A 19823-nucleotide genomic window follows, 5' to 3' on the forward strand; every position below is an offset into this window, starting at 1 on the left:
CTGCGGTGCTCGCCCGGGACGGGGTTGTCGAGGGGGCGCATCGTTTTCGGGGCCTTAGCTCAGTTGGTAGAGCGCTGTCTTTGCATGGCAGATGTCAGGGGTTCGACTCCCCTAGGCTCCACATCCCGAAAGGCTCCCTGACCTGCGTAAATGCCGGTCAGGGAGCCTTTGGTCTTTAGCCTTCAGCCTTTTGTATCCCAGCGCCCCAGAGTCCCAGTGCCCCAGGTGCCCGGGGCGCCGCGATGTCCGTTCGTTCAGACGACGGCGCCCGCCCTTCGGGCACGCCGGAACCGCCCGACCAGGTGGCCCGCTGTCCACGCCGTCGCCAGGGCCGTGGCCACGAGGGCGGCGCCGATGGGGGAGGCGGCCGGGGCGAGTACCCAGGGAGCCGTCGCCGTCAGGATCGCCAGGACGTGCCGGGGGCCGCTGCCCGGGCGGGGCGCCCTGACGCCGAGGGCGATCATCGCAGGGAGGAGCAGGGCGATCAGGCCGAGGGCCGGGGCGTTCTCTCCGGCGAGCGCGGCGGCGAGCGCGGGCAGCGCGGTGAGCACCGCCAGTGCCAGCGCGGGCCCGAGGTCGGAACGGACCCGGAGCGCGTACGCGGGCCGCACGACCGGCGTCCGCGGTGGCGGCGGCGTAGAGCTGCTGGATCTCGGGGCCGTGGGCCTCGCGGTACGCACGGGGATAGAGGGCGAGGACGCGCGGGCCGGCGCGGCGCTCGGGCGGCGGAACACCCGAGGGAACACACGGCGGAGACCACGGGGGAACGGGCGGGGGCTCATGCGGTGGCTCCCGCGGGGTTCGAGGCGGAGGCGGAGCGGCGGAGGCGGCGGGTGGCTTCGCGCGCGGTGGCGGTGAGCCGGCGGATCTCGTCGGTGAGGGTGGCGCGGCCCTCGGGGGTGAGGGTGTACGTGCGGCGCGGGCGGCCGTCGACGCGTTCCTCGCTGTGGATCTCGATCAGGCCCTCGTGCTGGAGGCGCTCCAGGGAGCCGTACAGGGTGCCGGCCCGCAGCTGGACCCGGCCCTGAGAGATCGTCAGGACCTCCTGTGCGAGGGCGTAGCCGTGGCGGGGGGCGTCCGCCAGGGCCGTGAGGATGAGCAGGGTGGTCCGCGCGCACGCGAAAGCCCCTCCCGCCAGGTCGGTTCCTGGTGAGAGGGGCTTGCGCGGAAGATGCCGCGGTGCCTGCCGGCGGCTGTCGGCTCCGGGGCCTGATCCGAAGAAAGGCCCTTGCCGGTGCTGTCAGCTCTTCTTGTCGTCGCCCGTGCCCGAGGAGCCGTCCGACTCCGCCTCGGCCTGCTTGGCCTGGACCTCGGGGTCGAGCAGGTCCTGCTCGCCGAACTGGCCGCTGCCGTCGACCGAGGTCAGCGGCGAGCTGTCCGGGACCTCGGTGGCGGCCGGGGGCTCCACCAGCCAGTCCGGGTTGGCCTGCTTGTCCCACCACCGCCACGCGGCGTACGCGCCGCCGGCGAGCACACCGGCGATGGCGAGGCCCTTGGCGAGCCGGCCGACGCGGGCCCGCCGCTCGTGCTTGCGCACCAGCTTGCGGACCTCCTTCGGCGAGACCTGTCCGCGCAGGGCGGCGAGCGCGGCGGCGCTGCGGGCCGTCGCCTCCTCGCGGGCGGGACCTGCGGCCGCACGCGCCTGTTCGATGCGCGGGCGGGAGTAGTCGGCGGCCTGGCGGGCGGCCTTGCGGGTGCGGGCCGCGGCCTCCTGGGCCGCGTGGTCGACCTTCGGCGGGACGTGCGTGCGAGCCTGCTCAAGACGCGGGGCGAGATGCGCCTCGTACTGGACGCGGGCCTGGTGCGCGGCCTGCGTCACCTTCGGGCCGAGCGCGCCGCGCGCCTCCTGCGCGTACTGCGCGGCACGGTCCTTGGCCGTCTCGGCGTAGGGCGCCACCGCCTCCGCGGCGTGCAGCACGCTGTCCTTGGCCGAGCCGGTCGCGGCACGCACGCTGTCGATGCGGGTCACGGGAACCTCCTCCTCGGTGGCGTACAGTTTTTCACCTTTCCACCGTTTTACGGATCATGCCTCACGGAAGCGCCAATGCGGTGGTAACGCGGTGGTAAGGCTTGCCAGGACTCAGTGAGCAGTGAGCACCGGTAAGCGGCTTTTCTGGGGCCTGGCGGCGACAGAGCCACGGTCCGTGGCGGTGTGCGCCGCTGCTGTCACGGGTTGACCGGTTCGCGGGTGCCGAAACCCTCCGTGCACAACCGGGTGCCGAGACCCTGCGCACACAATCCTGACAACTCCACCGGGGGCCGGGGCTCCTTCGCCGTGCGAGGATCGACGGCGGTACAACCATCGACGGAAGGCGGATCGTGGCCGAGCAGCTCTACGCCACACTCAAGACCAACCAGGGCGACATCGTGGTCCGTCTGCTGCCGAACCACGCGCCCAAGACGGTCAAGAACTTCGTCGAACTCGCCAAGGGCGAGCGGGAGTGGACCGACCCGACGACCGGCGAGAAGACGACGGCCCCGCTGTACGACGGCACGGTCTTCCACCGCGTCATCGCCGGTTTCATGATCCAGGGCGGCGACCCGCTGGGCAACGGCACGGGCGGCCCTGGCTACCAGTTCGGGGACGAGTTCCACCCCGACCTCGCCTTCACCGAGCCGTATCTGCTGGCCATGGCCAACGCGGGCCCCGGCACGAACGGCTCGCAGTTCTTCATCACCGTCTCGCCGACGGCCTGGCTGACCCGCAAGCACACGATCTTCGGCGAGGTCGCCGACGACGCGAGCCGGAAGGTCGTGGACGCCATCGCCAAGAGCCCGACCAACCCGCGTACGGACCGCCCGGTCGAGGACGTGAAGATCGAGTCGGTGACCGTCGAGACGCGCTGACCGAGGGAACCTTTTCGCCCCGCTCGTCCGTAAGGATGGGTGGGGCGACGTCACGTCCCGCCCGGTGCGGACACCGGCCCCGCCCCAGCCACCGGCCCCCGGCGCGGACACCGGCCCGCGCCCCCAGACCCGGCCCCCCAGCCCGTAGACCCGAGGTGACGAGACCGTCATGGACCAGGCGCCCGGCAGCCCGCAGGAACCGCAGGACGCGCAGGACCTGCCCGGTTGCTACCGTCACCCCGACCGCCCCACGGGCATCCGCTGTGTCCGCTGCGAGCGCCCGATCTGCCCGGAGTGCATGGTCAGCGCGTCGGTCGGGTTCCAGTGCCCCGAGTGTGTGCGCGGCGGTTCCGGTACGGGCCACGCGCCCACGGCGACCCAGCCGCGCACGCTCGCCGGCGGCCGGATCGCGGGCGACCCGCGCCTGATCACCAAGGTGCTCATCGGGATCAACGTCGCGGTGTTCATCGCGGTCCACGTCAGCAGCAGGCTGCTCGACGACCTCGTCCTCGTCGGCGCCTGGCCGCCCGCGCCCTTCGTGCCGAACCAGGGCGTCGCGGGCGGGGAGTGGTACCGGCTGGTGACCTCGATGTTCGCGCACACCGAGGTCTTCCACATCGGGTTCAACATGCTGAGCCTGTGGTGGCTCGGCGGCCCTCTCGAACAGGCGCTCGGCCGGGCCCGCTATCTGGCCCTGTACCTGGTGTCGGGGCTGGCCGGCAGCGCCGCCGTGTACATGTTCACCGCCCCGCAGACGCCGACGCTGGGGGCGTCCGGGGCGATCTTCGGCCTGTTCGGCGCGACGGCGGTCCTGATGCGCCGCCTCGACTACGACATGCGGCCGATCCTCGCGCTGCTCGTGATCAACCTGCTGCTGTCCTTCGGCCCCGGCCTGAACATCTCCTGGCAGGCGCACGTCGGCGGTCTCGTCGGCGGCGTGATCATCGGATACGCCATGGTCCACGCCCCGCGCGAGCGCCGCGCGCTCATCCAGTACGGGGTCTGCGCGCTGGTGTTCCTGGCGGTGGTCGTGATGGTCCTCGTCCGCACCGCGCAGCTCACCTGAGCCCGCTTCTCCACCGATGTCGACCGGTGTTGTCCACAGCGCGTGCGGAATGTTGTGCATGCGGCGGGGTACGCCGGTGCCCCTCGCCCCTGAGCTGGGTTTTCCCAGGAAGGGCAAGGGGCGAACAGATGACCGGCCGTAACCTCACCGGTCACACCGGCGTCAACACGCTGTGAGTTATCCACAGATCGTCTGACCTTTTCCCCCGCTGTGGAAACCCCTGTGGATAACTCAGTGGACAGCTCTGGGGAGAGCTGGCGGAAGAGGCCGTACGTGCGCTATGAGGTACGGGTGATACGGGCGAGGGGTGCTACTTCCACTGCGTGGAGACACCGAATCCGGCCGCGATGAAACCGAACCCGACCACGATGTTCCAGTTGCCGAGGGAATCGATCGGCATCGAGCCGTCGGACACGTAGAAGACCACGATCCAGGCGAGTCCGATGAGGAACATCGCCAGCATCACCGGGGCGACCCAGCCGCGACTGGTCAGCTTGATGTTCGCCGCCTGCTTCGAGGACGGCGGCGGCGTGTAGTCGGCCTTCTTGCGGATACGTGACTTCGGCACGAGTGGCTCTCCTGTCGATGCGCTGCGTGACCGCGCAGGGAAAGTGGGCTGGCTCCGGAGCAGCGTACAAGCGCAACGTCACAGCGGTCTGATCGCTCCCCCGGGCGTCCGTTAGCGTAGTGCTTCCGCGGCGGTGAAGGAGATAAGGGTACGTTGAGCAATTCTGCCGACCCTCGCACCGGCCGGGGTGAGGAGCCCGCGAAGGGCTCTCCCCGCGGTCGTTTCCGTCCCGTGCGCCTTCTCACAGTGGCTGTTTTCGCCCTTGCCGGGCTGATCTTCTTCACCAGCTTCAATACGGCCAAGGGCACCAATATCCGTACGGACACGTCTCTTCTGGAACTGTCCGACCTCATTCAGGAGCGCAGCCACAAGAACAAGGCGCTCGAAGAGGCCAATACGGGCGTACGGGACGACGTCGAGGCGCTCGTCAAGGGCGACGACGGTTCCACCAAGGCCGAGGACAAGAAGGTGGACGGCCTGGAGAAGGCGGCCGGCACCAAGAAAGTCACCGGCCAGGGCGTCTCCGTCACGCTCGACGACGCCCCGCCGAACGCCACGGCCAAGCTCCCCGGCTACCCCGAGCCGCAGCCCAACGACCTCGTGATCCACCAGCAGGACCTCCAAGCCGTGGTGAACGCGCTGTGGCACGGCGGCGCCACCGGCATCAAGGTCATGGACCAGCGGCTGATCTCGACCTCCGCCGTCCGCTGCGTCGGCAACACGCTGATCCTCCAGGGCCGCGTCTACTCCCCGCCCTACAAGATCACCGCGGTCGGCGACCCGGACAAGCTCAAGCAGGCCGTCGCCGCCTCGCCCCAGATCCAGAACTACATGCTCTACGTCAACGCGTACGGCCTCGGCTGGAAAGTGGAGGACGACGGGACGGTGACTCTTCCGGGTTACTCGGGCACAGTGGATCTCCACTACGCGCAGCCCGTGGAGTAGCGGGCGAGGAGCGGACACCGGGGGTGTCGGTGCGAGTCGTCATCAGGACGTTCAGCGAACTGTGCATCACCGTAGGCGCCCTGATCGTGCTGTTCGTCACGTACGTCCTGTTCTGGACCGGTGTGAAGGCAGACGGCGCGATGAACCGGCAGATCGACGACCTCCAGAGCCAGTGGGCCAGGCGCCCGGTCGCCACCGGCTCCCCCGCCGCCCCCGCGCCCAGCCCTTCCGGCGCGCCCGGCCCGTCCCCGACCGCCGCCGCCCCGCCCCAGCAGCCCGCGTACGCCGACGGGAAGCCGTTCGCCGTCATGTACATCCCGCGGCTTGGTTTCACGTGGAACAAGCCCGTGTTGCAGAACACCGAGGTCGCCACGCTCCAGAAGGGCCTCGGCCACTACGCGGGCACCGCGCGCCTCGGGCAGAAGGGCAACTTCGCGGTCGCCGGCCACCGGCGCACCTACGGCGACCCGTTCAAGGACTTCCCGAAGCTGCGCCCCGGCGATCCGGTCGTCCTCACCGACGGCACGACCTGGTTCACGTACGTCATCGACACCCAGCCCTACAAGACGCTGCCCGGCGATGTCGCCGTCATCGACCCCGTGCCGCGCAAGTCCGGGTACACCGAGCCGGGCCGCTATCTGACCCTGACGACCTGTGAGCCGGAGTGGGGCCACAGCCACCGGCTGATCGTCTGGGGGCATCTTGATTCCACTCAGCCTGTGGAGGCCGGGAAACCGAAGGCCCTGCGCCGTTAGTCTGGTCCGGTACGCAGACGGTGTGGAGGGAGCGTCCGGCATGTACGGCTGGATCTGGCGGCATCTGCCGGGGAACGTGTGGATCAAGGCACTGCTCGCGCTCGTGCTGGTCCTCGCGGTCGTGTATGTGCTCTTCCAGTACGTCTTCCCCTGGGCCGAGCCCCTGCTGCCCTTCAACGACGTGACGGTGGACGGCCAGTGAGCACCCGAGACTCCCGAGCGACGCGCATCCTCGTCGTCGACAACTACGACAGCTTCGTCTTCAACCTCGTCCAGTACCTCTACCAGCTCGGCGCCGAGTGCGAGGTCCTGCGCAACGACGAGGTCAGCACCGCGCACGCCCAGGACGGCTTCGACGGCGTGCTCCTGAGCCCCGGCCCGGGCGCCCCCGAACAGGCGGGCGTCTGCGTCGACATGGTCCGCCACTGCGCCGCGACCGGCGTCCCCGTCTTCGGCGTCTGCCTCGGCATGCAGTCGATGCAGGTGGCGTACGGGGGTGTGGTGGGCAGGGCGCCCGAGCTGCTGCACGGCAAGACCTCGCTGGTGCGGCACGAGGGCAAGGGCGTGTTCGCCGGGCTGCCCGACCCGTTCACGGCGACGCGCTACCACTCGCTGGCCGCCGAACCCGGGACCGTGCCGGACGCCCTTGAGGTGACCGCGCGCACCGAGGACGGCATCGTCATGGGCCTGCGCCACCGGGAACTGCCCGTGGAAGGCGTCCAGTTCCACCCCGAGTCCGTGCTCACCGAACACGGCCACCTGATGCTCGCCAACTGGCTCGCCGCCTGCGGGGACACGGGCGCCGTGGCCAGATCGGCGGGGCTCGCGCCGGTCGTGGGCAGGGCCTCGGCGTGACCGCGCTGCGCCCCGAGCAGCACGGCGGCGGTGAGTTCGAGGAGGCCGTGCGCCGCCTGGACGACCCGCTCAACGACCCGCTGCCGGGGCGGCACCCGTCGCCGTGGTTCCGCGCGCAGGACGCGCAGGACGGGCACGAGGGGCACGGTGCCCACGACGGGCACGACGGCTCGAACGCGGGCCCGCAGCAGCCCCAGCACGCCCAGGCACCGCACGCGCCCCAGGCTCCGTACGCGCCGAACGCGCCGTACGCACCCCAGCACCCCCACGCGCCGCAGGCACCTCAGGGCCCGCAGGAACCGTACGCCCCCCAGACCCCGCCCGCGCGGATCGAGCCCGAGCCGGAGTGGTACGACCCCGAGGGGTACGCCCAGAACTGGTACGGCAGCGCCCCGCCCCCCGCACAGCAGGCCGTCCCGCAGGTCCCCGTACCGCCGACCGGACCCGGCCCGCAGCACCCGGCTGCCCCCTACGACCCCCAGGCGTACGACCCTGCCTCCTACGACCCGGCGTACCCGCAGGCCCCGCGCGGCGACGAGACGGTGGCGCTGCGCTCGTCCGACGCGGGCGGCGGCGCCGGCGCGGGCGCCCGCCGAATAGCGCCCCCGGACCGGGACCACGCCCCGGACCACACCCCCGCCCCGGACCCCGACCCCGCGCCCCCCACCCCCCATGACGCGGACGCGGCGCCCGTCACCGGTGGGCGGGCCGAGCGGCGGCGGGCGGCGAAGAAGGGCGGCGGCAGGCGCCGCGCGTCCGGGCCCGCACCGGCCGACACCGCGTCCGACGACGACGGCCGGCCGCTGTCCCGCGTGGAGGCGCGCAAGGCGGCCCGCGCCGCCAAGCCCACCGCTGGTGTCGTGGCGAGCCGGGCCATAGGCGAGACCTTCATCACGCTCGGCGTGCTGATGCTGCTGTTCGTCACCTACCAGCTCTGGTGGTCCAACGTGCGGGCCCACAACATCGCGGGCAGCGCGCGCCATCACCTGGAGAACGACTGGGCGAGCGGCAAGCGCAAGGCCGGCGCCTTCGAGCCCGGACAGGGCTTCGCGATCCTCTACATCCCGAAGCTGGACGTCGTCGTACCGATCGCGGAGGGCATCAGCAAGACCAAGGTGCTCGACAAGGGCCTGGTCGGGCACTACGACAAGCAGAGCATCCCGACCGCGATGCCGGACGCGAAGACCGGCAACTTCGCCCTCGCCGGCCACCGCAACACCCACGGCGAGCCGTTCCGCTACATCAACCGGCTCAGCCCCGGCGACCCGATCGTCGTGGAGACGCAGGACAAGTACTACGTGTACAAGATGGCGAGCATCCTGCCGCAGACATCGCCGTCGAACACCGCCGTCATCAACCCGGTGCCGGCCGGCTCCGGGTTCACCAAGCCGGGCCGCTACATCACCCTGACGACGTGCACGCCCGAATTCACCAGTACGTACCGGATGATCGTCTGGGGCAAGATGGTCGAGGAGCGACCGCGCAGCAAGGGGAAGCCGGACGCGCTCGTCGGCTAGGCGACCATTCGGCAGCGGTTTCACTCACGGCACAGGACGGGGCGACAAGGCAGTGGCAGCGACGACCGACCACGAGGAAGAGGCCCCGGCGACGGCCTCCGCGCGCCCGCGCCCGCCCCGCCGCGGCCCCGTCGCCACCGCGGTCAGCCTCTTCGGCGAACTCCTCATCACGGGCGGCGTCCTGCTCGGCCTGTTCGTCGTGTACTCCCTCTGGTGGACGAACGTGGTGGCGGACCGCGCCGCGCACCGGCAGGGCGACAAGGTGCGCGACCACTGGGCCCAGGCGAAGGGACCCGGCGCGCTCGACACGAAGGACGGCATCGGCTTCCTGCACGTCCCGGCGATGAGCAAGGGCGAGGTGCTGGTCAAGAAGGGCACCTCGACCGAGATCCTCAACGACGGTGTGGCCGGCTACTACACGGACCCCGTGAAGGCGACGCTGCCCACCACCGGCAAGGACGGCAATTTCGCGCTCGCCGCCCACCGGGACGGGCACGGCGCCAAGTTCCACAACATCGACAAGATCGAGAAGGGCGACCCGATCGTCTTCGAGTCGAAGGACAAGTGGTACGTGTACAAGGTCTACGCGACGCTGCCGCAGACCACGAAGTACAACGTGGACGTCCTCGACCGGGTGCCCAAGGAGTCCGGCCGCGAGAAGCCGGGCCACTACATCACCCTGACGACCTGCACGCCCGTCTACACCTCCCGCTACCGGTACGTCGTCTGGGGCGAGCTGGCGCGCGTCGAGAAGGTCGACAGCGACCGCACCCCGCCCAAGGAACTCCGCTAGCCCCTGAACTCCCGCCGGCACCGATCCAGCGGGCACCCGCCACAGCGCTGAGCCCCGGACCCCTCCGTGACCGGAGGGCCGGGGCTCAGCGCTGGACAACGCTACGGGTCACTGGCCGAACGCGCCGCCGAAGAGACCGCCGCCGCCGTTGTCGCCGTTGTCCCCGCCGTTCCCGTTGTTGCCGTTGCCGCCGCCGATGGTGGTCAGCGTCACCGTCGTGTTCGCCGGGTCGGAGGGGGTGTTGGCCGCCGGGTCCTGCTGGATGACGCGGGCGTCGTCGCCCTGGTCGCTGCCGCCCGCGAACGTGACGTTCGTGAAGCCGGCGTCCTGCAGGATCTTCTTGGCGTCCTTGACCTTCTGGCCGATCACCGAGGGCACCGGCTTCTGCGCGGGCGCCTTGGCGACCTTGAGCTGGACCGTGGAGCCCGGCTCGGCCTGGCTGCTCGGGGCGAGCGACTGGGAGAAGACCTTGCCGGCCTCCGCCCCGTTCTCCTCCTCCGTGCAGGTGGCCTTGAGGTCGCTGTCCGCCAGCTGCTTCGTGGCCTGATCACAGGTCAGGTTGCCGCCCGACACGTTCGGCACGGTGACGAGCTGCTTCTTCTTGGCGACCGTCAGCGTGATCGTGCTGCCCTTCTCGACCTTCTTGCCCGAGCTGGGCGTCTGGTCGAGGACGGTGCCGGGGTCCTCGGTGCTGGACTCCTTGGACTGCGTCTCCACCGTGAACTTGTACCCCGAGCCCTCCAGCTTGGCGCGGGCGTCGTCCAGGCTGTCGCCGATGACGTACGGGACGGCGACCTTCGGCGCGCCCGTCGACATCCGGACGGTGATCGTGTCGCCCTTGGCGACCGAGCTGCCGTCGGCCGGGTCCTGCTCGCAGACCGTGCCCTTGGGCTGGGCCGCGCACTCCATCGAGTCGCCCTTGGAGACCTTCAGGTCGACGTTGGCCGCCTTCTTCTCGGCCGCGGCGTACTTCAGTCCGACGAGGTTCGGCGCGTCGATCTTGTCGCTGCCGGAGCCGCCGCCCATGAGGGACTTGCCGATGAAGATCGCGCCGACGAGCACGAGCAGCCCCGCGAGGATCAGCAGGATCGTCGACGTGCGGTTCTTGCCCTGCTTACGGCGGTCGGGGCGGTCGTCGTAGCCGTAGCCGCCGTCGTCCGGGTTGACCGGGGGCAGCATCGAGGTGGGGGCCGCGCCGCCGTTCTGCGGGCGCAGCATCGCCGTCTGCTGGTCGTCGCCGCCGTAGCCGACCGCGCCCATGGCGGCGGTCGCCGCGACGGGCTGGCCGTCCAGGCACGCCTCGATGTCGGCGCGCATCTCGTCGGCCGACTGGTAGCGGTAGTCGGGGTCCTTGGTCAGCGCCTTGAGGACGATGGCGTCCATCTCGGGCGTGATCTCGGAGTCGAAGACCGACGGGGGCTGCGCCTCTTCCCGTACGTGCTGGTAGGCGACGGCGACCGGGGAGTCGCCGACGAACGGCGGCCGCACGGTCAGCAGCTCGTACAGCAGACAGCCGGTGGAGTACAGGTCGGAGCGGGCGTCGACCTGCTCGCCCTTGGCCTGCTCGGGCGAGAGGTACTGGGCGGTGCCGATCACGGCCGCGGTCTGCGTCATCGTCATGCCGGAGTCGCCCATGGCGCGGGCGATGCCGAAGTCCATGACCTTCACCTGGCCGGTGCGGGTCAGCATGACGTTGGCCGGCTTGATGTCGCGGTGGACGATGCCGGCGCGGTGCGAGTACTCCAGGGCCTGGAGGATGCCGATGGTCATCTCCATGGCCCGCTCGGGCAGCAGCTTGCGGCCGCTGTGCAGCAGCTCGCGGAGCGTGGACCCGTCGACGTACTCCATCACGATGTACGGGATGGAGACCTGGTCGACGTAGTCCTCGCCCGTGTCGTAGACCGCCACGATCGCGGGATGGTTGAGCGAGGCGGCCGACTGGGCCTCCCGGCGGAACCGGGCCTGGAACGACGGATCGCGCGCGAGGTCAGCTCGCAGCGTCTTCACCGCCACGGTGCGGCCGAGCCGGGTGTCGTGCGCGAGGTAGACCTCGGCCATGCCACCACGGCCGAGCACCTGGCCCAGCTCGTACCGGCCGCCGAGGCGACGCGGCTCTTCCATGGTTACCTACCAGCCCTCTCCGTCGGTCCCGACCGTCCCGTGCGGGCTCTGCCGGTGTGCTGTCCGGGCATACCGTACCCGGCTTGCCCAGCGTGACCTGGCCACCACCGGGACCCGTGACAGGACCGGTATCGCCACGTGCGCCGATGTGAAGCCCGGGTGACCGGGCTCACAAGGAGCGGTGAACCAGGCACCGCCTACGTCACCGCTTGTTGCCGATGACCGCCTGCATCACGCTCTTGGCGATCGGCGCGGCCAGACCGCCACCGGAGATGTCGTCACGGTTGGCGCTGCCGTCCTCGACGACCACGGCGACCGCGACCGGCGAACCGGAGCTGGTCTTGGCGTAGGAGACGAACCAGGCGTACGGCTTCTCACTGTTGTCGACACCGTGCTGGGCGGTACCGGTCTTGCCACCGACGGTGACGCCGGGGATCTTGGCGTTGGTTCCGGTGCCGGTGTTGACGACGGTCTCCATCATCGACTGGAGCTTCTGCGCGTTCTCCTTCGACAGGGGCTCGCTCAGCTTCTTCGGCTCCGTCTTCTCGATGGTGTCGAGGCTCGGCGCCTTCAGCTCATCGACCATGTACGGCTGCATGAGCGTGCCGTCGTTGGCGATGGCCGAGGCGACCATGGCCATCTGGAGCGGGGTCGCGGCGGTGTTGTACTGGCCGATCGAGGACAGTGCCGTCTGCGAGGTGTTCATGTCGTCGTCGAACACCGAGGCGTTCGCGCGGACCGGGGTGTACTGCTCCTTGTTGAAGCCGAACTTGTCGGCCTCCTCGACCATCTTGTCGTTGCCGAGGTCGGCGCCGATCTTGCCGAAGACGGTGTTGCAGGACCAGCGCAGCGCCTCGCGCAGCGTCGCGTTCTTGCAGGGGATGTTGCCCTCGTTCTTCAGCGGGGTCGTGGTGCCCGGCATGGTCCACGGGAGCGGGGTGTCCGTCTTCTGGTCCGGCCCGTAGTTCCCGCTCTCCAGCGCGGCGGCGGCCGTCACCAGCTTGAACGTGGAGCCCGGCGGGTACGTCTCGCGCAGCGCGCGGTTCAGGAGCGGCTTGTCCTTGTCCTTGTCCAGCTTGGCGAACGTCTCGCCGTCCTGCGTGGAGTTCCCGGCGAACGAGGACGGGTCGTAGGACGGCGTGGAGGCCAGCGCGAGGATCTTGCCGGTGGACGGCTCGATCGCGGCGACCGCGCCCTTGCCCCGGTTCTTCAGACCGTCGTACGCGGCCTTCTGCGCGGCGGCGTTGAGGGTCGTGACGACATTGCCGCCCTCCTTCTTCTTGCCCGTGATCATGTCGAGCGTGTTGCGGAAGAAGAGGCGGTCGTCGTTGCCGGTGAGGATGCCGTCCTCGAGCTTCTCGATCTGGTTGGCGCCCACGACCTGCGAGGAGTACCCGGTGACCGGCGCCCACATGGGCCCGTCCTTCCAGGTGCGCTTGTACTTCAGGTCCGTACCGGACGTCGCCTTCGAGCCGGTGATCGACTTGCCGTCGACGATGATGTCGCCGCGCGGCTTCGAGTAGCGCTCGATGGTGACGCGGCGGTTGTCGTCGTCCGAGGCGAGCGAGTCGGCCTTGACGTACTGCAGCCAGTTGTCCCGGATGAGCAGCGTCAGGATGAGCAGCCCGCAGAAGATCGCGATGCGGCGCAGCGGCTTGTTCACGGTCGGACCACCTGGGTCATCTCGGCGTCGGGGCTGGGAGCGGGGGCGGGCGCCGGGCGGCGCGCGGTGTCGCTGATCCGGATCAGGATGCCGATGAGCGCCCAGTTGGCGATGACGGACGAACCGCCGTACGCGAGGAACGGCATCGTCATACCGGTCAGCGGGATGAGCCCCATGACACCGCCGGCGACGACGAAGACCTGGAGGGCGAACGCGCCGGACAGACCCACGGCGAGCAGCTTGCCGAACGGGTCGCGGGCGGCCAGCGAGGTACGGACGCCCCGCTCGACGATCAACGCGTAGATCAGCAGGATCGCCATCAGGCCGGCCAGGCCCAGCTCCTCACCGAAGGTGGCGAGGACGAAGTCGGAGTTGGCGGCGAAGCGGATCAGCTCGGAGTGGCCCTGGCCCCAGCCGGTGCCGAGCGTGCCGCCCGAACCGAACGCCCACAGCGCCTGCATGGCCTGCTCGGAGTGGCCCGGGGCTCCCTGGCGGCTGAGCAGGTACTCCTTCATCGGATCGAGCCAGGCGTCCACACGCTGCTGGATGTGGTGCTCGAAGCTGGCCACGCCGACCGCGCCGACCGCGGACATCAGCAGACCGAAGACGATCCAGCTGGTCCGCTCGGTGGCGACGTACAGCATGACGACGAACATCCCGAAGAACAGCAGGGACGTACCGAGGTCGGTCTCGAACACGAGGATGAGGATCGAGATCGCCCAGACCACGAGGATCGGGCCGAGGTCGCGCCCGCGCGGCAGGTACAGGCCCATGAAGCGGCGCGAGGCCAGCGCCAGCGCGTCCCGCTTCACCATCAGATAGCCCGCGAAGAAGATCGCCAGGACGATCTTGGCGAACTCACCGGGCTGGATGGAGAAGCCGCCGACGTGGATCCAGATCTTCGCGCCGTAGATGTTCTGCCCGAGCCCGGGCACGAGCGGCAGCAGCAGGAGCAGGACCGCGCCGACCATCGAGATGTACGTGTACCGCTGGAGCACCCGGTGGTCCTTGAGGAACACCAGGACGGCGATGAACAGGGCCATGCCGATGGCCGTGTACATGAGCTGCTTGGGCGCCGCGCTGCCCGCCTGATGGATCGACTGGAGCAGCTTCGACTGGTCGAGCCGCCAGATGACGACGAGGCCCAGCCCGTTCAGCAGGGTCGCCAGCGGCAGCAGCAGCGGGTCCGCGTACGCCGCGAACTTCCGTACGACGAAGTGCGCGACGCCCGCGAGCAGGCCGAGGCCGAGCCCGTAGCCGAGCAGGCCCGCGGGGAGCGTGCCGTCGATGGCCAGGCCCACGTTGGCGTACGCGAACACGGGGATGACCACGGCGAACACCAGGAGCATCAGCTCGGTGTTGCGGCGGCTGGGCGCGCCGATGGCGCCGATGGTCGACGTATGGGTCGTGGAACTACTACTCATGGCGTGCTGAGGCCCCCAACGGCTCTACTGCTGTGCGCACGCCTTGGCCAGCTGCTGCTCTTCGTCGGAGAGAGTGGGGCCAGGGGTGGGCGTGGGAGATGACGGTGACTTGGCCTTGCCGGACGGGGAGTGCGACGGGTTCGACGGGTTCGCCGTGGGGGCGGTGGTCGCCGTGCGGTACGACGCCTTGGACGCCGTGCCGCCGGTCGTGGTTCCGCCGGCCTCGCCCTCGCCGGTCCGCGCGTTCTTCTCGTTCTGCGCCTTGCGCTGCTCCGCCTGCTTGCGGCACGCGGTGGCCTGCGCGGACAGCTCGTCGATCTTGTCCTGGGCGGTGGCGAGGTCGCCCTCCGCGATCGTCTCCTCGACCTGCTTGCGCTGGTAGGGCGGCAGGTACTTGAGGCCGATCTCGGGGTGGTCCCGCTCCACCTTCGACAGGCTCACCCAGGCGAGATCCTGGTTGATGCCCCGGTACAGCGCCACGTGGTCGTTGTTGGAACCGACGAAGTACTGGGTCTGCGTCCAGCGGTAACCGCCGTACAGGCCGCCGCCGATGACGGCGAGGGCCAGCACGATGTAGAGCGATCTCTTGATCCACCGGCCGCGGCCGCGCGGCTTGGTGAAGTCCTCGTCGGAGTACGCGCCGAAGCCCCCGTCGGGTGCGTAACCGGCGCTGTCCCCGCTGCCGGGCGGGCCGAACTCGCCGCCCCCGCCGCCCTGCCGGGGCGTCTGCCGGCCGAGGCCCGCGGCGCGTCCCGCCGGGGTCTCCATGGCGCCCGCGTCGTGCGACTGGTGCTGGTTCTCCGCGACCGCGCCGACGATGACCGGGGCGTCCGAGATCTGGCCGGCGAGGGTGTCGCCGCCGTCGATGTCGAGGACGTCCGCGACGATCACCGTGATGTTGTCGGGGCCGCCGCCGCGCAGCGCGAGCTGGATCAGGTCCTGGACCGTCTCCTGCGGGCCCTGGTAGCTGGCGAGCGTCTCCTCCATCGTCTGGTGCGAGACGACACCCGACAGGCCGTCGGAGCAGATCAGATAGCGGTCACCGGCGCGCACCTCGCGGATGGAGAGGTCGGGCTCGACGTGGTCGCCGCTGCCCAGCGCCCGCATCAGCAGCGAACGCTGCGGGTGCGTGGTGGCCTCCTCCTCGGTGATGCGGCCCTCGTCCACGAGCCGCTGCACCCAGGTGTGGTCCTGCGTGATCTGGGTGAGCACGCCGTCGCGCAGCAGATAGGCGCGCGAGTCGCCGACGTGCACGAGGCCGAGGCGCTGGCCCGTCCACAGCAGCGCGGTCAGCGTGGTCCCCATGCCTTCGAGCTGGGGGTCCTCCTCGACCATCAGGCGCAACTGGTCGTTGGCCCGCTGTACGGCGGTGCCGAGCGAGGTCAGGATGTCCGAGCCGGGCACGTCGTCGTCGAGGGCGACGATGGTGGAGATCACCTCGGAGCTGGCCACCTCACCGGCGGCCTGGCCCCCCATGCCGTCGGCGATGGCGAGCAGGCGCGGGCCGGCGTAACCGGAGTCCTCGTTGCCCTCGCGGATCATGCCCTTGTGCGATCCGGCGGCGAAGCGCAGTGACAGACTCATGCGCACCTGCCCTGTTGACTCCGACTCCGGGTACATCCGCACGGTGCCCACCCTCCGGTCGAAAGCGGGCCGCGGTCCCCGGGGACCGCGTAGGCTCGCTCGCTCCGCTCGCGCCTATTCATGATGAAGCACTACTTCCGCAGCTCGATGACGGTCTTGCCGATGCGGATCGGCGCGCCCAGCGGGACCGGCGTGGGCGTCGTCAGACGGGTCCGGTCGAGATACGTGCCGTTGGTGGACCCGAGGTCCTCGACGATCCACTGACCGTCCCGGTCCGGGTAGATCCTCGCGTGCCTGCTGGACGCGTAGTCGTCGTCCAGGACGATCGTGCTGTCGTGCGCGCGGCCGAGCGTGATCGTCTGCCCCTGGAGCGCCACCGTGGTGCCGGTGAGGGTGCCCTCGGAGACGACGAGCTTGGTGGGGGCGCCGCGGCGCTGTCGGCCGCCGCCCCCGCTCTGCTGCTGGCGCTGCTGCGGCGGCGCGGACGCCTGGCGCTGCGCCTGCTGGCGCCCGCTGTCGCGGCGCGCGCCGCGCTGCGTGACGCGCGTACCGAACAGGTCGCTGCGGATGACCTGGACGGCCACGATGACGAACAGCCACAGAACGGCCAGGAAACCCAACCGCATGACCGTCAGGGTCAGCTCTGACATTGCCCCCGCTTCACCCTTCGGCTTGCCGGTAAACGATGGTGGTGGAGCCCACGACGATCCGCGAGCCGTCGCGGAGCGTAGCGCGGGTGGTGTGCTGCCCGTCCACCACGATCCCGTTGGTGGACCCGAGATCCTGGATCGTCGAGGGCGTTCCGGTCCGGATCTCGCAGTGCCGGCGCGATACGCCGGGGTCATCGATCCGCACGTCGGCCTCGGTGGACCGGCCGAGCACGAGGGTGGGGCGGGAGATCTGGTGGCGGTTGCCGTTGATCTCGATCCAGTGCCGCGTCCGGGAGCCCGGCATCGGGCCCGCGCCCGCGCCCGCGCCGGGACGCGCGCCCTGCTGCGCGGGGCGGCCGGGCGGCGGCGTGGACGGCATCGGCGGGGCCGCGGTGGGCTGCGGGTAGCCGTAGCCGCCGGGGGCCTGGTGGGGCCGCACGGGCGCGGCGGGGCGCTCGGGCTGGGCCTGACTGGTGGAGGACGCGAGGGTGCGGCTGCGGACCCGGTACAGACCGGTGTCCAGGTCCTCGGCCTTCTCCAGATGGACCTTGATGGGGCCCATGAAGGTGTAGCGCTGCTGCTTGGCGTAGTCGCGCACCATCCCGGACAGCTCGTCGCCGAGCTGGCCCGAGTAGGGGCTCAGGCGCTCGTAGTCGGGCGCGCTCAGCTCCACGATGAAGTCGTTGGGCACGACGGTCCGCTCGCGGTTCCAGATCGTCGCGTTGTTGTCGCACTCGCGCTGGAGCGCGCCCGCGATCTCCACGGGCTGCACCTCGGACTTGAAGACCTTGGCGAAGGTGCCGTTGACCAGACCTTCGAGACGCTGCTCGAACTTCTTCAGGACTCCCATGGGGCACCTCCTCCTGTGTAGCCGTCCTGCTTGCCGTTGCGCTTGCTGCCTTCTCGGTACCGCTTGCCGTCCTGGTACCGGCACCGGCACCGACTGCCGACTTGGTACTGCTTACTGATCGTATCCACGCGTCGGGAAATCGGCTGGTTCCCCCTGTCCGCCCGCTCGATGAGTGTCGACGCTCACAGCCTTTCTCCCGGCCCCTCCCGCACCCCTCTCACGAGGGATCGTAGAGGTGGCCTCCCGCCAGTGTCCCGTACGCGGCTGTGGACCGGGCCGGCTCCGCGGGGCTCGGCGGGACGTGGTGGGGCTCGGGTGGGACTCCGTAGGGCTCGGTGGGGCTCGCGTGCGGTCCCGTGGGCGACGGGCGGGCGTACGGGGGCCCGGGCTGTCAGGTGCCCTCGCCGGGGGCCGGGGAAACGGATGTGAATCCACCCCGGACAGCGTGCTAATCTTCTGCATGTCGACAGGCGCTCACCCCGCAAGGGGAAAGAGACCCGGAGACACACCCAATGCGCGGGTGGCGGAATAGGCAGACGCGCTGGATTCAGGTTCCAGTGCCCGAAAGGGCGTGGGGGTTCAACTCCCCCCTCGCGCACAGTCGAAACGGGCTGATCGTTCAGACGATCAGCCCGTTTCTGCGTTTCCCGGGCGGCGCCGCTGCGTCCGCCGGGGCCGGGCGGGGGCGGCGGCGCGGTGGCGTGGGCGCGGTGGCGGGAGAAGCCCCGCCGGCCGGGGCCTGCGGGGCTTCTTCGCGGGGCCTGTGGGGAGTTGGCCTTCGGGGTGCCGCCCTGCGGAGTGTCGGCCTGCCGGGTGGGGGCCTGTGGGTTATGTCACCTTCAGGCGGCGTGGCGGGTGGCGATCTCCTTCGCCTTCTGCTCGGCCGCCGCGAGGGACTGGTCGCGGGACGCCTCGTAGAGCGGGATCAGGTCGGCCATCGCCGGGTTCTGCGGGGCCATGGTCAGCTCCGGGACGATGAAGTGCAGGTCCAGGCCGAGGCTGTCGCGCAGGATCGCCTCCAGGTAGTTCTGCACGTACTCGAAGCCCTCGCGCGGGGTGCCCGGCGCGTACGAACCGCCCCGGCTGGCGACGACCGTGACCGGCTTGCCCTGCGCGGACGGGGCCGGGGTGCCCGAGGTGCGGCCCATCAGGATCACGTTGTCCAGCCACGCCTTCAGCGTCGACGGGATCGAGAAGTTGTACATCGGGGCGCCGATCAGGATCGCGTCCGCCTGCTCCAGCTCCTCGATGAGCCGCACGCGCTCCGCGAACGCCGCCGCCTGCTCTGGCGTGTGCTCCGCCGGGTCGATGAAGCCGGCCAGGTGCGCGTCGGCCGTGATGTGCGGCACGGGCTCGGCGTGCAGATCGCGGTAGATCACCGTCCCCTCCGGGTGCTGTTCCAGCCAACTCGCGCGGAACGCGTCCGTGACGGTGCGCGAGGCGGAGGCCGGGCCGGAGAAGAGGGACGAGTCGAGGTGCAGCAGCGTGGCCATGACGGTTCTCCAAGGGGTGGGAGCGAACTCGGGGCACTTCGTTCGAGTAGGTAACTAGTAATAGCATAGGGGCTTACTTTTTCTCACCCCCGTACGGGAGCGCAGTACGCTGGTCCCATGGCCGGGAACCGGGAAGAGACGCGCGACAAGGTCGATCCGTACGCCGGGGCGGGCGCCGGGGCCGGGGGGATGTGCGCCGCCGGGGCGGCGGGTGCCGGGGGCGCGGGGGGCGCCGGTGGTGGGGCCTGCTCGCCCGTCGACATCGGCATGACCCGGGTCTTCGGGCTGCTCGGCAAGCGCTGGACCGGGCTGATCGTCGCCGTGCTGATCGACGGTCCCGTCAACTTCGCCGCGCTGCGCCGGGCCATCCCCGGGATCAGCGAGCGGATGCTCTCCGACCGGCTGAGCGAACTGGGCGCGGCGGGTCTCGTCGTGCGCGAGGTCGACGAGGGCCCCCCGCTCCGGGTCGCCTACCGCCTCACCGTCGCCGGCATGGCCCTGCGCCCCGCGCTGCGGGAACTGAAGGAGTGGTCCGAGACGTATCTCGCGTCGGCGGACGGGACGTGCCCGGAGGAGTACCGGCGCTGAGGGGGGCGCGGGGCGGGGTGCGGGCCCGGTTCTGTGGTGCGCGGGGCCGGGTGGTGCGTCGGGGGCTGCTCGTAGTTTCCCCGGTGGCGGTGAGCGGGGGCAAT

General features: G+C 70.5%; 20 protein-coding genes and 2 tRNA genes. 11 read left to right on the forward strand and 11 right to left on the reverse strand.

Translation table 11 applies throughout. The features are described from left to right. Positions 1-48: 48 nt before the first annotated feature. Positions 49-121, forward strand: a tRNA-Ala gene (locus tag ACZ7LY_RS10385). Positions 122-254: 133 nt separating this feature from the next. Here the strand turns inward: ACZ7LY_RS10385 and ACZ7LY_RS10390 are convergent. The 3 genes from ACZ7LY_RS10390 to ACZ7LY_RS10400 form a co-directional block, all read right to left on the reverse strand. Further along, on the reverse strand, positions 255-611 hold the full coding sequence (locus tag ACZ7LY_RS10390; RefSeq protein WP_471624101.1) for a hypothetical protein: 357 nt from the start codon (positions 609-611) through the stop codon (positions 255-257). 167 nt (positions 612-778) lie between these two features. After that, entirely contained in the window at positions 779-1138 is a 360-nt protein-coding gene (locus tag ACZ7LY_RS10395) for a PadR family transcriptional regulator (RefSeq protein WP_471624165.1), read from the reverse strand. 102 nt (positions 1139-1240) lie between these two features. After that, positions 1241-1969, reverse strand: a complete 729-nt coding sequence (locus ACZ7LY_RS10400) for a DUF5324 family protein (RefSeq protein WP_471624102.1) — start codon at positions 1967-1969, stop codon at positions 1241-1243. 350 nt (positions 1970-2319) lie between these two features. On the opposite strand from ACZ7LY_RS10400, the gene ACZ7LY_RS10405 reads away from it, so the two are divergent. Together ACZ7LY_RS10405 and ACZ7LY_RS10410 are read left to right on the forward strand one after the other, a co-directional pair. Then, a complete protein-coding gene (locus ACZ7LY_RS10405; RefSeq protein ID WP_471624103.1) occupies positions 2320-2847 on the forward strand; it encodes a peptidylprolyl isomerase in 528 nt (175 codons plus the stop codon). A gap of 169 nt (positions 2848-3016) precedes the next feature. Further along, the gene (locus tag ACZ7LY_RS10410; protein ID WP_471624104.1) at positions 3017-3913 is read left to right on the forward strand and encodes a rhomboid family intramembrane serine protease; all 897 of its coding nucleotides are present in this window, start codon (positions 3017-3019) and stop codon (positions 3911-3913) included. Positions 3914-4223: 310 nt separating this feature from the next. Here the strand turns inward: ACZ7LY_RS10410 and crgA are convergent, their stop codons facing one another. Further along, entirely contained in the window at positions 4224-4481 is a 258-nt protein-coding gene (gene crgA / locus ACZ7LY_RS10415; protein WP_471624105.1) for a cell division protein CrgA, read from the reverse strand. Positions 4482-4634: 153 nt separating this feature from the next. Between crgA and ACZ7LY_RS10420 the strand changes: the two genes are divergently transcribed. From ACZ7LY_RS10420 to ACZ7LY_RS10445, 6 genes are read left to right on the forward strand one after another with little or no spacing between them, the layout of a single operon-like run. Then, complete coding sequence (locus ACZ7LY_RS10420) at positions 4635-5426, forward strand: DUF881 domain-containing protein (protein WP_471624106.1); 792 nt, start codon at positions 4635-4637, stop codon at positions 5424-5426. Between the two features lie 29 nt (positions 5427-5455). Beyond that, entirely contained in the window at positions 5456-6181 is a 726-nt protein-coding gene (locus ACZ7LY_RS10425) for a class E sortase (RefSeq protein ID WP_471624166.1), read from the forward strand. A 22-nt stretch (positions 6182-6203) separates the two neighbouring features. Further along, the gene (locus ACZ7LY_RS10430; RefSeq protein WP_471624172.1) at positions 6204-6383 is read left to right on the forward strand and encodes a hypothetical protein; all 180 of its coding nucleotides are present in this window, start codon (positions 6204-6206) and stop codon (positions 6381-6383) included. Then, positions 6380-7036, forward strand: coding sequence for an aminodeoxychorismate/anthranilate synthase component II (locus tag ACZ7LY_RS10435; RefSeq protein ID WP_471624107.1), 657 nt, complete (start codon positions 6380-6382; stop codon positions 7034-7036). Before ACZ7LY_RS10430 ends, ACZ7LY_RS10435 begins: the two co-directional genes overlap by 4 nt. A gap of 5 nt (positions 7037-7041) precedes the next feature. Beyond that, complete coding sequence (locus tag ACZ7LY_RS10440; RefSeq protein ID WP_471624167.1) at positions 7042-8553, forward strand: class E sortase; 1512 nt, start codon at positions 7042-7044, stop codon at positions 8551-8553. A gap of 52 nt (positions 8554-8605) precedes the next feature. Further along, complete coding sequence (locus ACZ7LY_RS10445; protein WP_471624108.1) at positions 8606-9346, forward strand: class E sortase; 741 nt, start codon at positions 8606-8608, stop codon at positions 9344-9346. A gap of 108 nt (positions 9347-9454) precedes the next feature. Here the strand turns inward: ACZ7LY_RS10445 and pknB are convergent, their stop codons facing one another. The 6 genes from pknB to ACZ7LY_RS10475 all read right to left on the reverse strand — a co-directional run bounded on the left by pknB (position 9455) and on the right by ACZ7LY_RS10475 (position 17638). Further along, on the reverse strand, positions 9455-11467 hold the full coding sequence (gene pknB, locus ACZ7LY_RS10450; protein ID WP_471624109.1) for a Stk1 family PASTA domain-containing Ser/Thr kinase: 2013 nt from the start codon (positions 11465-11467) through the stop codon (positions 9455-9457). 202 nt (positions 11468-11669) lie between these two features. Then, positions 11670-13130, reverse strand: a complete 1461-nt coding sequence (locus tag ACZ7LY_RS10455; protein ID WP_471624110.1) for a peptidoglycan D,D-transpeptidase FtsI family protein — start codon at positions 13128-13130, stop codon at positions 11670-11672. Beyond that, positions 13127-14554 (reverse strand): FtsW/RodA/SpoVE family cell cycle protein, encoded by a 1428-nt coding sequence (locus ACZ7LY_RS10460; RefSeq protein WP_471624111.1) that lies wholly within the window; start codon positions 14552-14554, stop codon positions 13127-13129. The genes ACZ7LY_RS10455 and ACZ7LY_RS10460 overlap by 4 nt, the downstream gene beginning before the upstream one ends. Before the next feature lie 24 nt (positions 14555-14578). Beyond that, positions 14579-16138: a Stp1/IreP family PP2C-type Ser/Thr phosphatase gene (locus ACZ7LY_RS10465; RefSeq protein ID WP_471624112.1), complete on the reverse strand. Its 1560-nt coding sequence runs from the start codon at positions 16136-16138 to the stop codon at positions 14579-14581. A 131-nt stretch (positions 16139-16269) separates the two neighbouring features. Next, on the reverse strand, positions 16270-16788 hold the full coding sequence (locus ACZ7LY_RS10470; RefSeq protein ID WP_471624113.1) for an FHA domain-containing protein FhaB/FipA: 519 nt from the start codon (positions 16786-16788) through the stop codon (positions 16270-16272). A gap of 10 nt (positions 16789-16798) precedes the next feature. Continuing rightward, positions 16799-17638 carry an FhaA domain-containing protein gene (locus tag ACZ7LY_RS10475; protein ID WP_471624114.1) on the reverse strand — a complete coding sequence of 280 codons (840 nt, stop codon included), beginning with the start codon at positions 17636-17638 and terminating at the stop codon, positions 16799-16801. A gap of 514 nt (positions 17639-18152) precedes the next feature. On the opposite strand from ACZ7LY_RS10475, the gene ACZ7LY_RS10480 reads away from it, so the two are divergent. Beyond that, positions 18153-18236: transfer RNA gene (locus ACZ7LY_RS10480), tRNA-Leu, on the forward strand. A gap of 241 nt (positions 18237-18477) precedes the next feature. Here ACZ7LY_RS10480 and ACZ7LY_RS10485 read toward each other — a convergent pair. Beyond that, the gene (locus ACZ7LY_RS10485) at positions 18478-19131 is read right to left on the reverse strand and encodes an FMN-dependent NADH-azoreductase (RefSeq protein ID WP_471624115.1); all 654 of its coding nucleotides are present in this window, start codon (positions 19129-19131) and stop codon (positions 18478-18480) included. 189 nt (positions 19132-19320) lie between these two features. On the opposite strand from ACZ7LY_RS10485, the gene ACZ7LY_RS10490 reads away from it, so the two are divergent. Further along, positions 19321-19719, forward strand: a complete 399-nt coding sequence (locus tag ACZ7LY_RS10490) for a winged helix-turn-helix transcriptional regulator (protein WP_471624168.1) — start codon at positions 19321-19323, stop codon at positions 19717-19719. Positions 19720-19823: the final 104 nt, after the last annotated feature.

Source organism: Streptomyces sp. NPDC107550 (assembly GCF_055639095.1).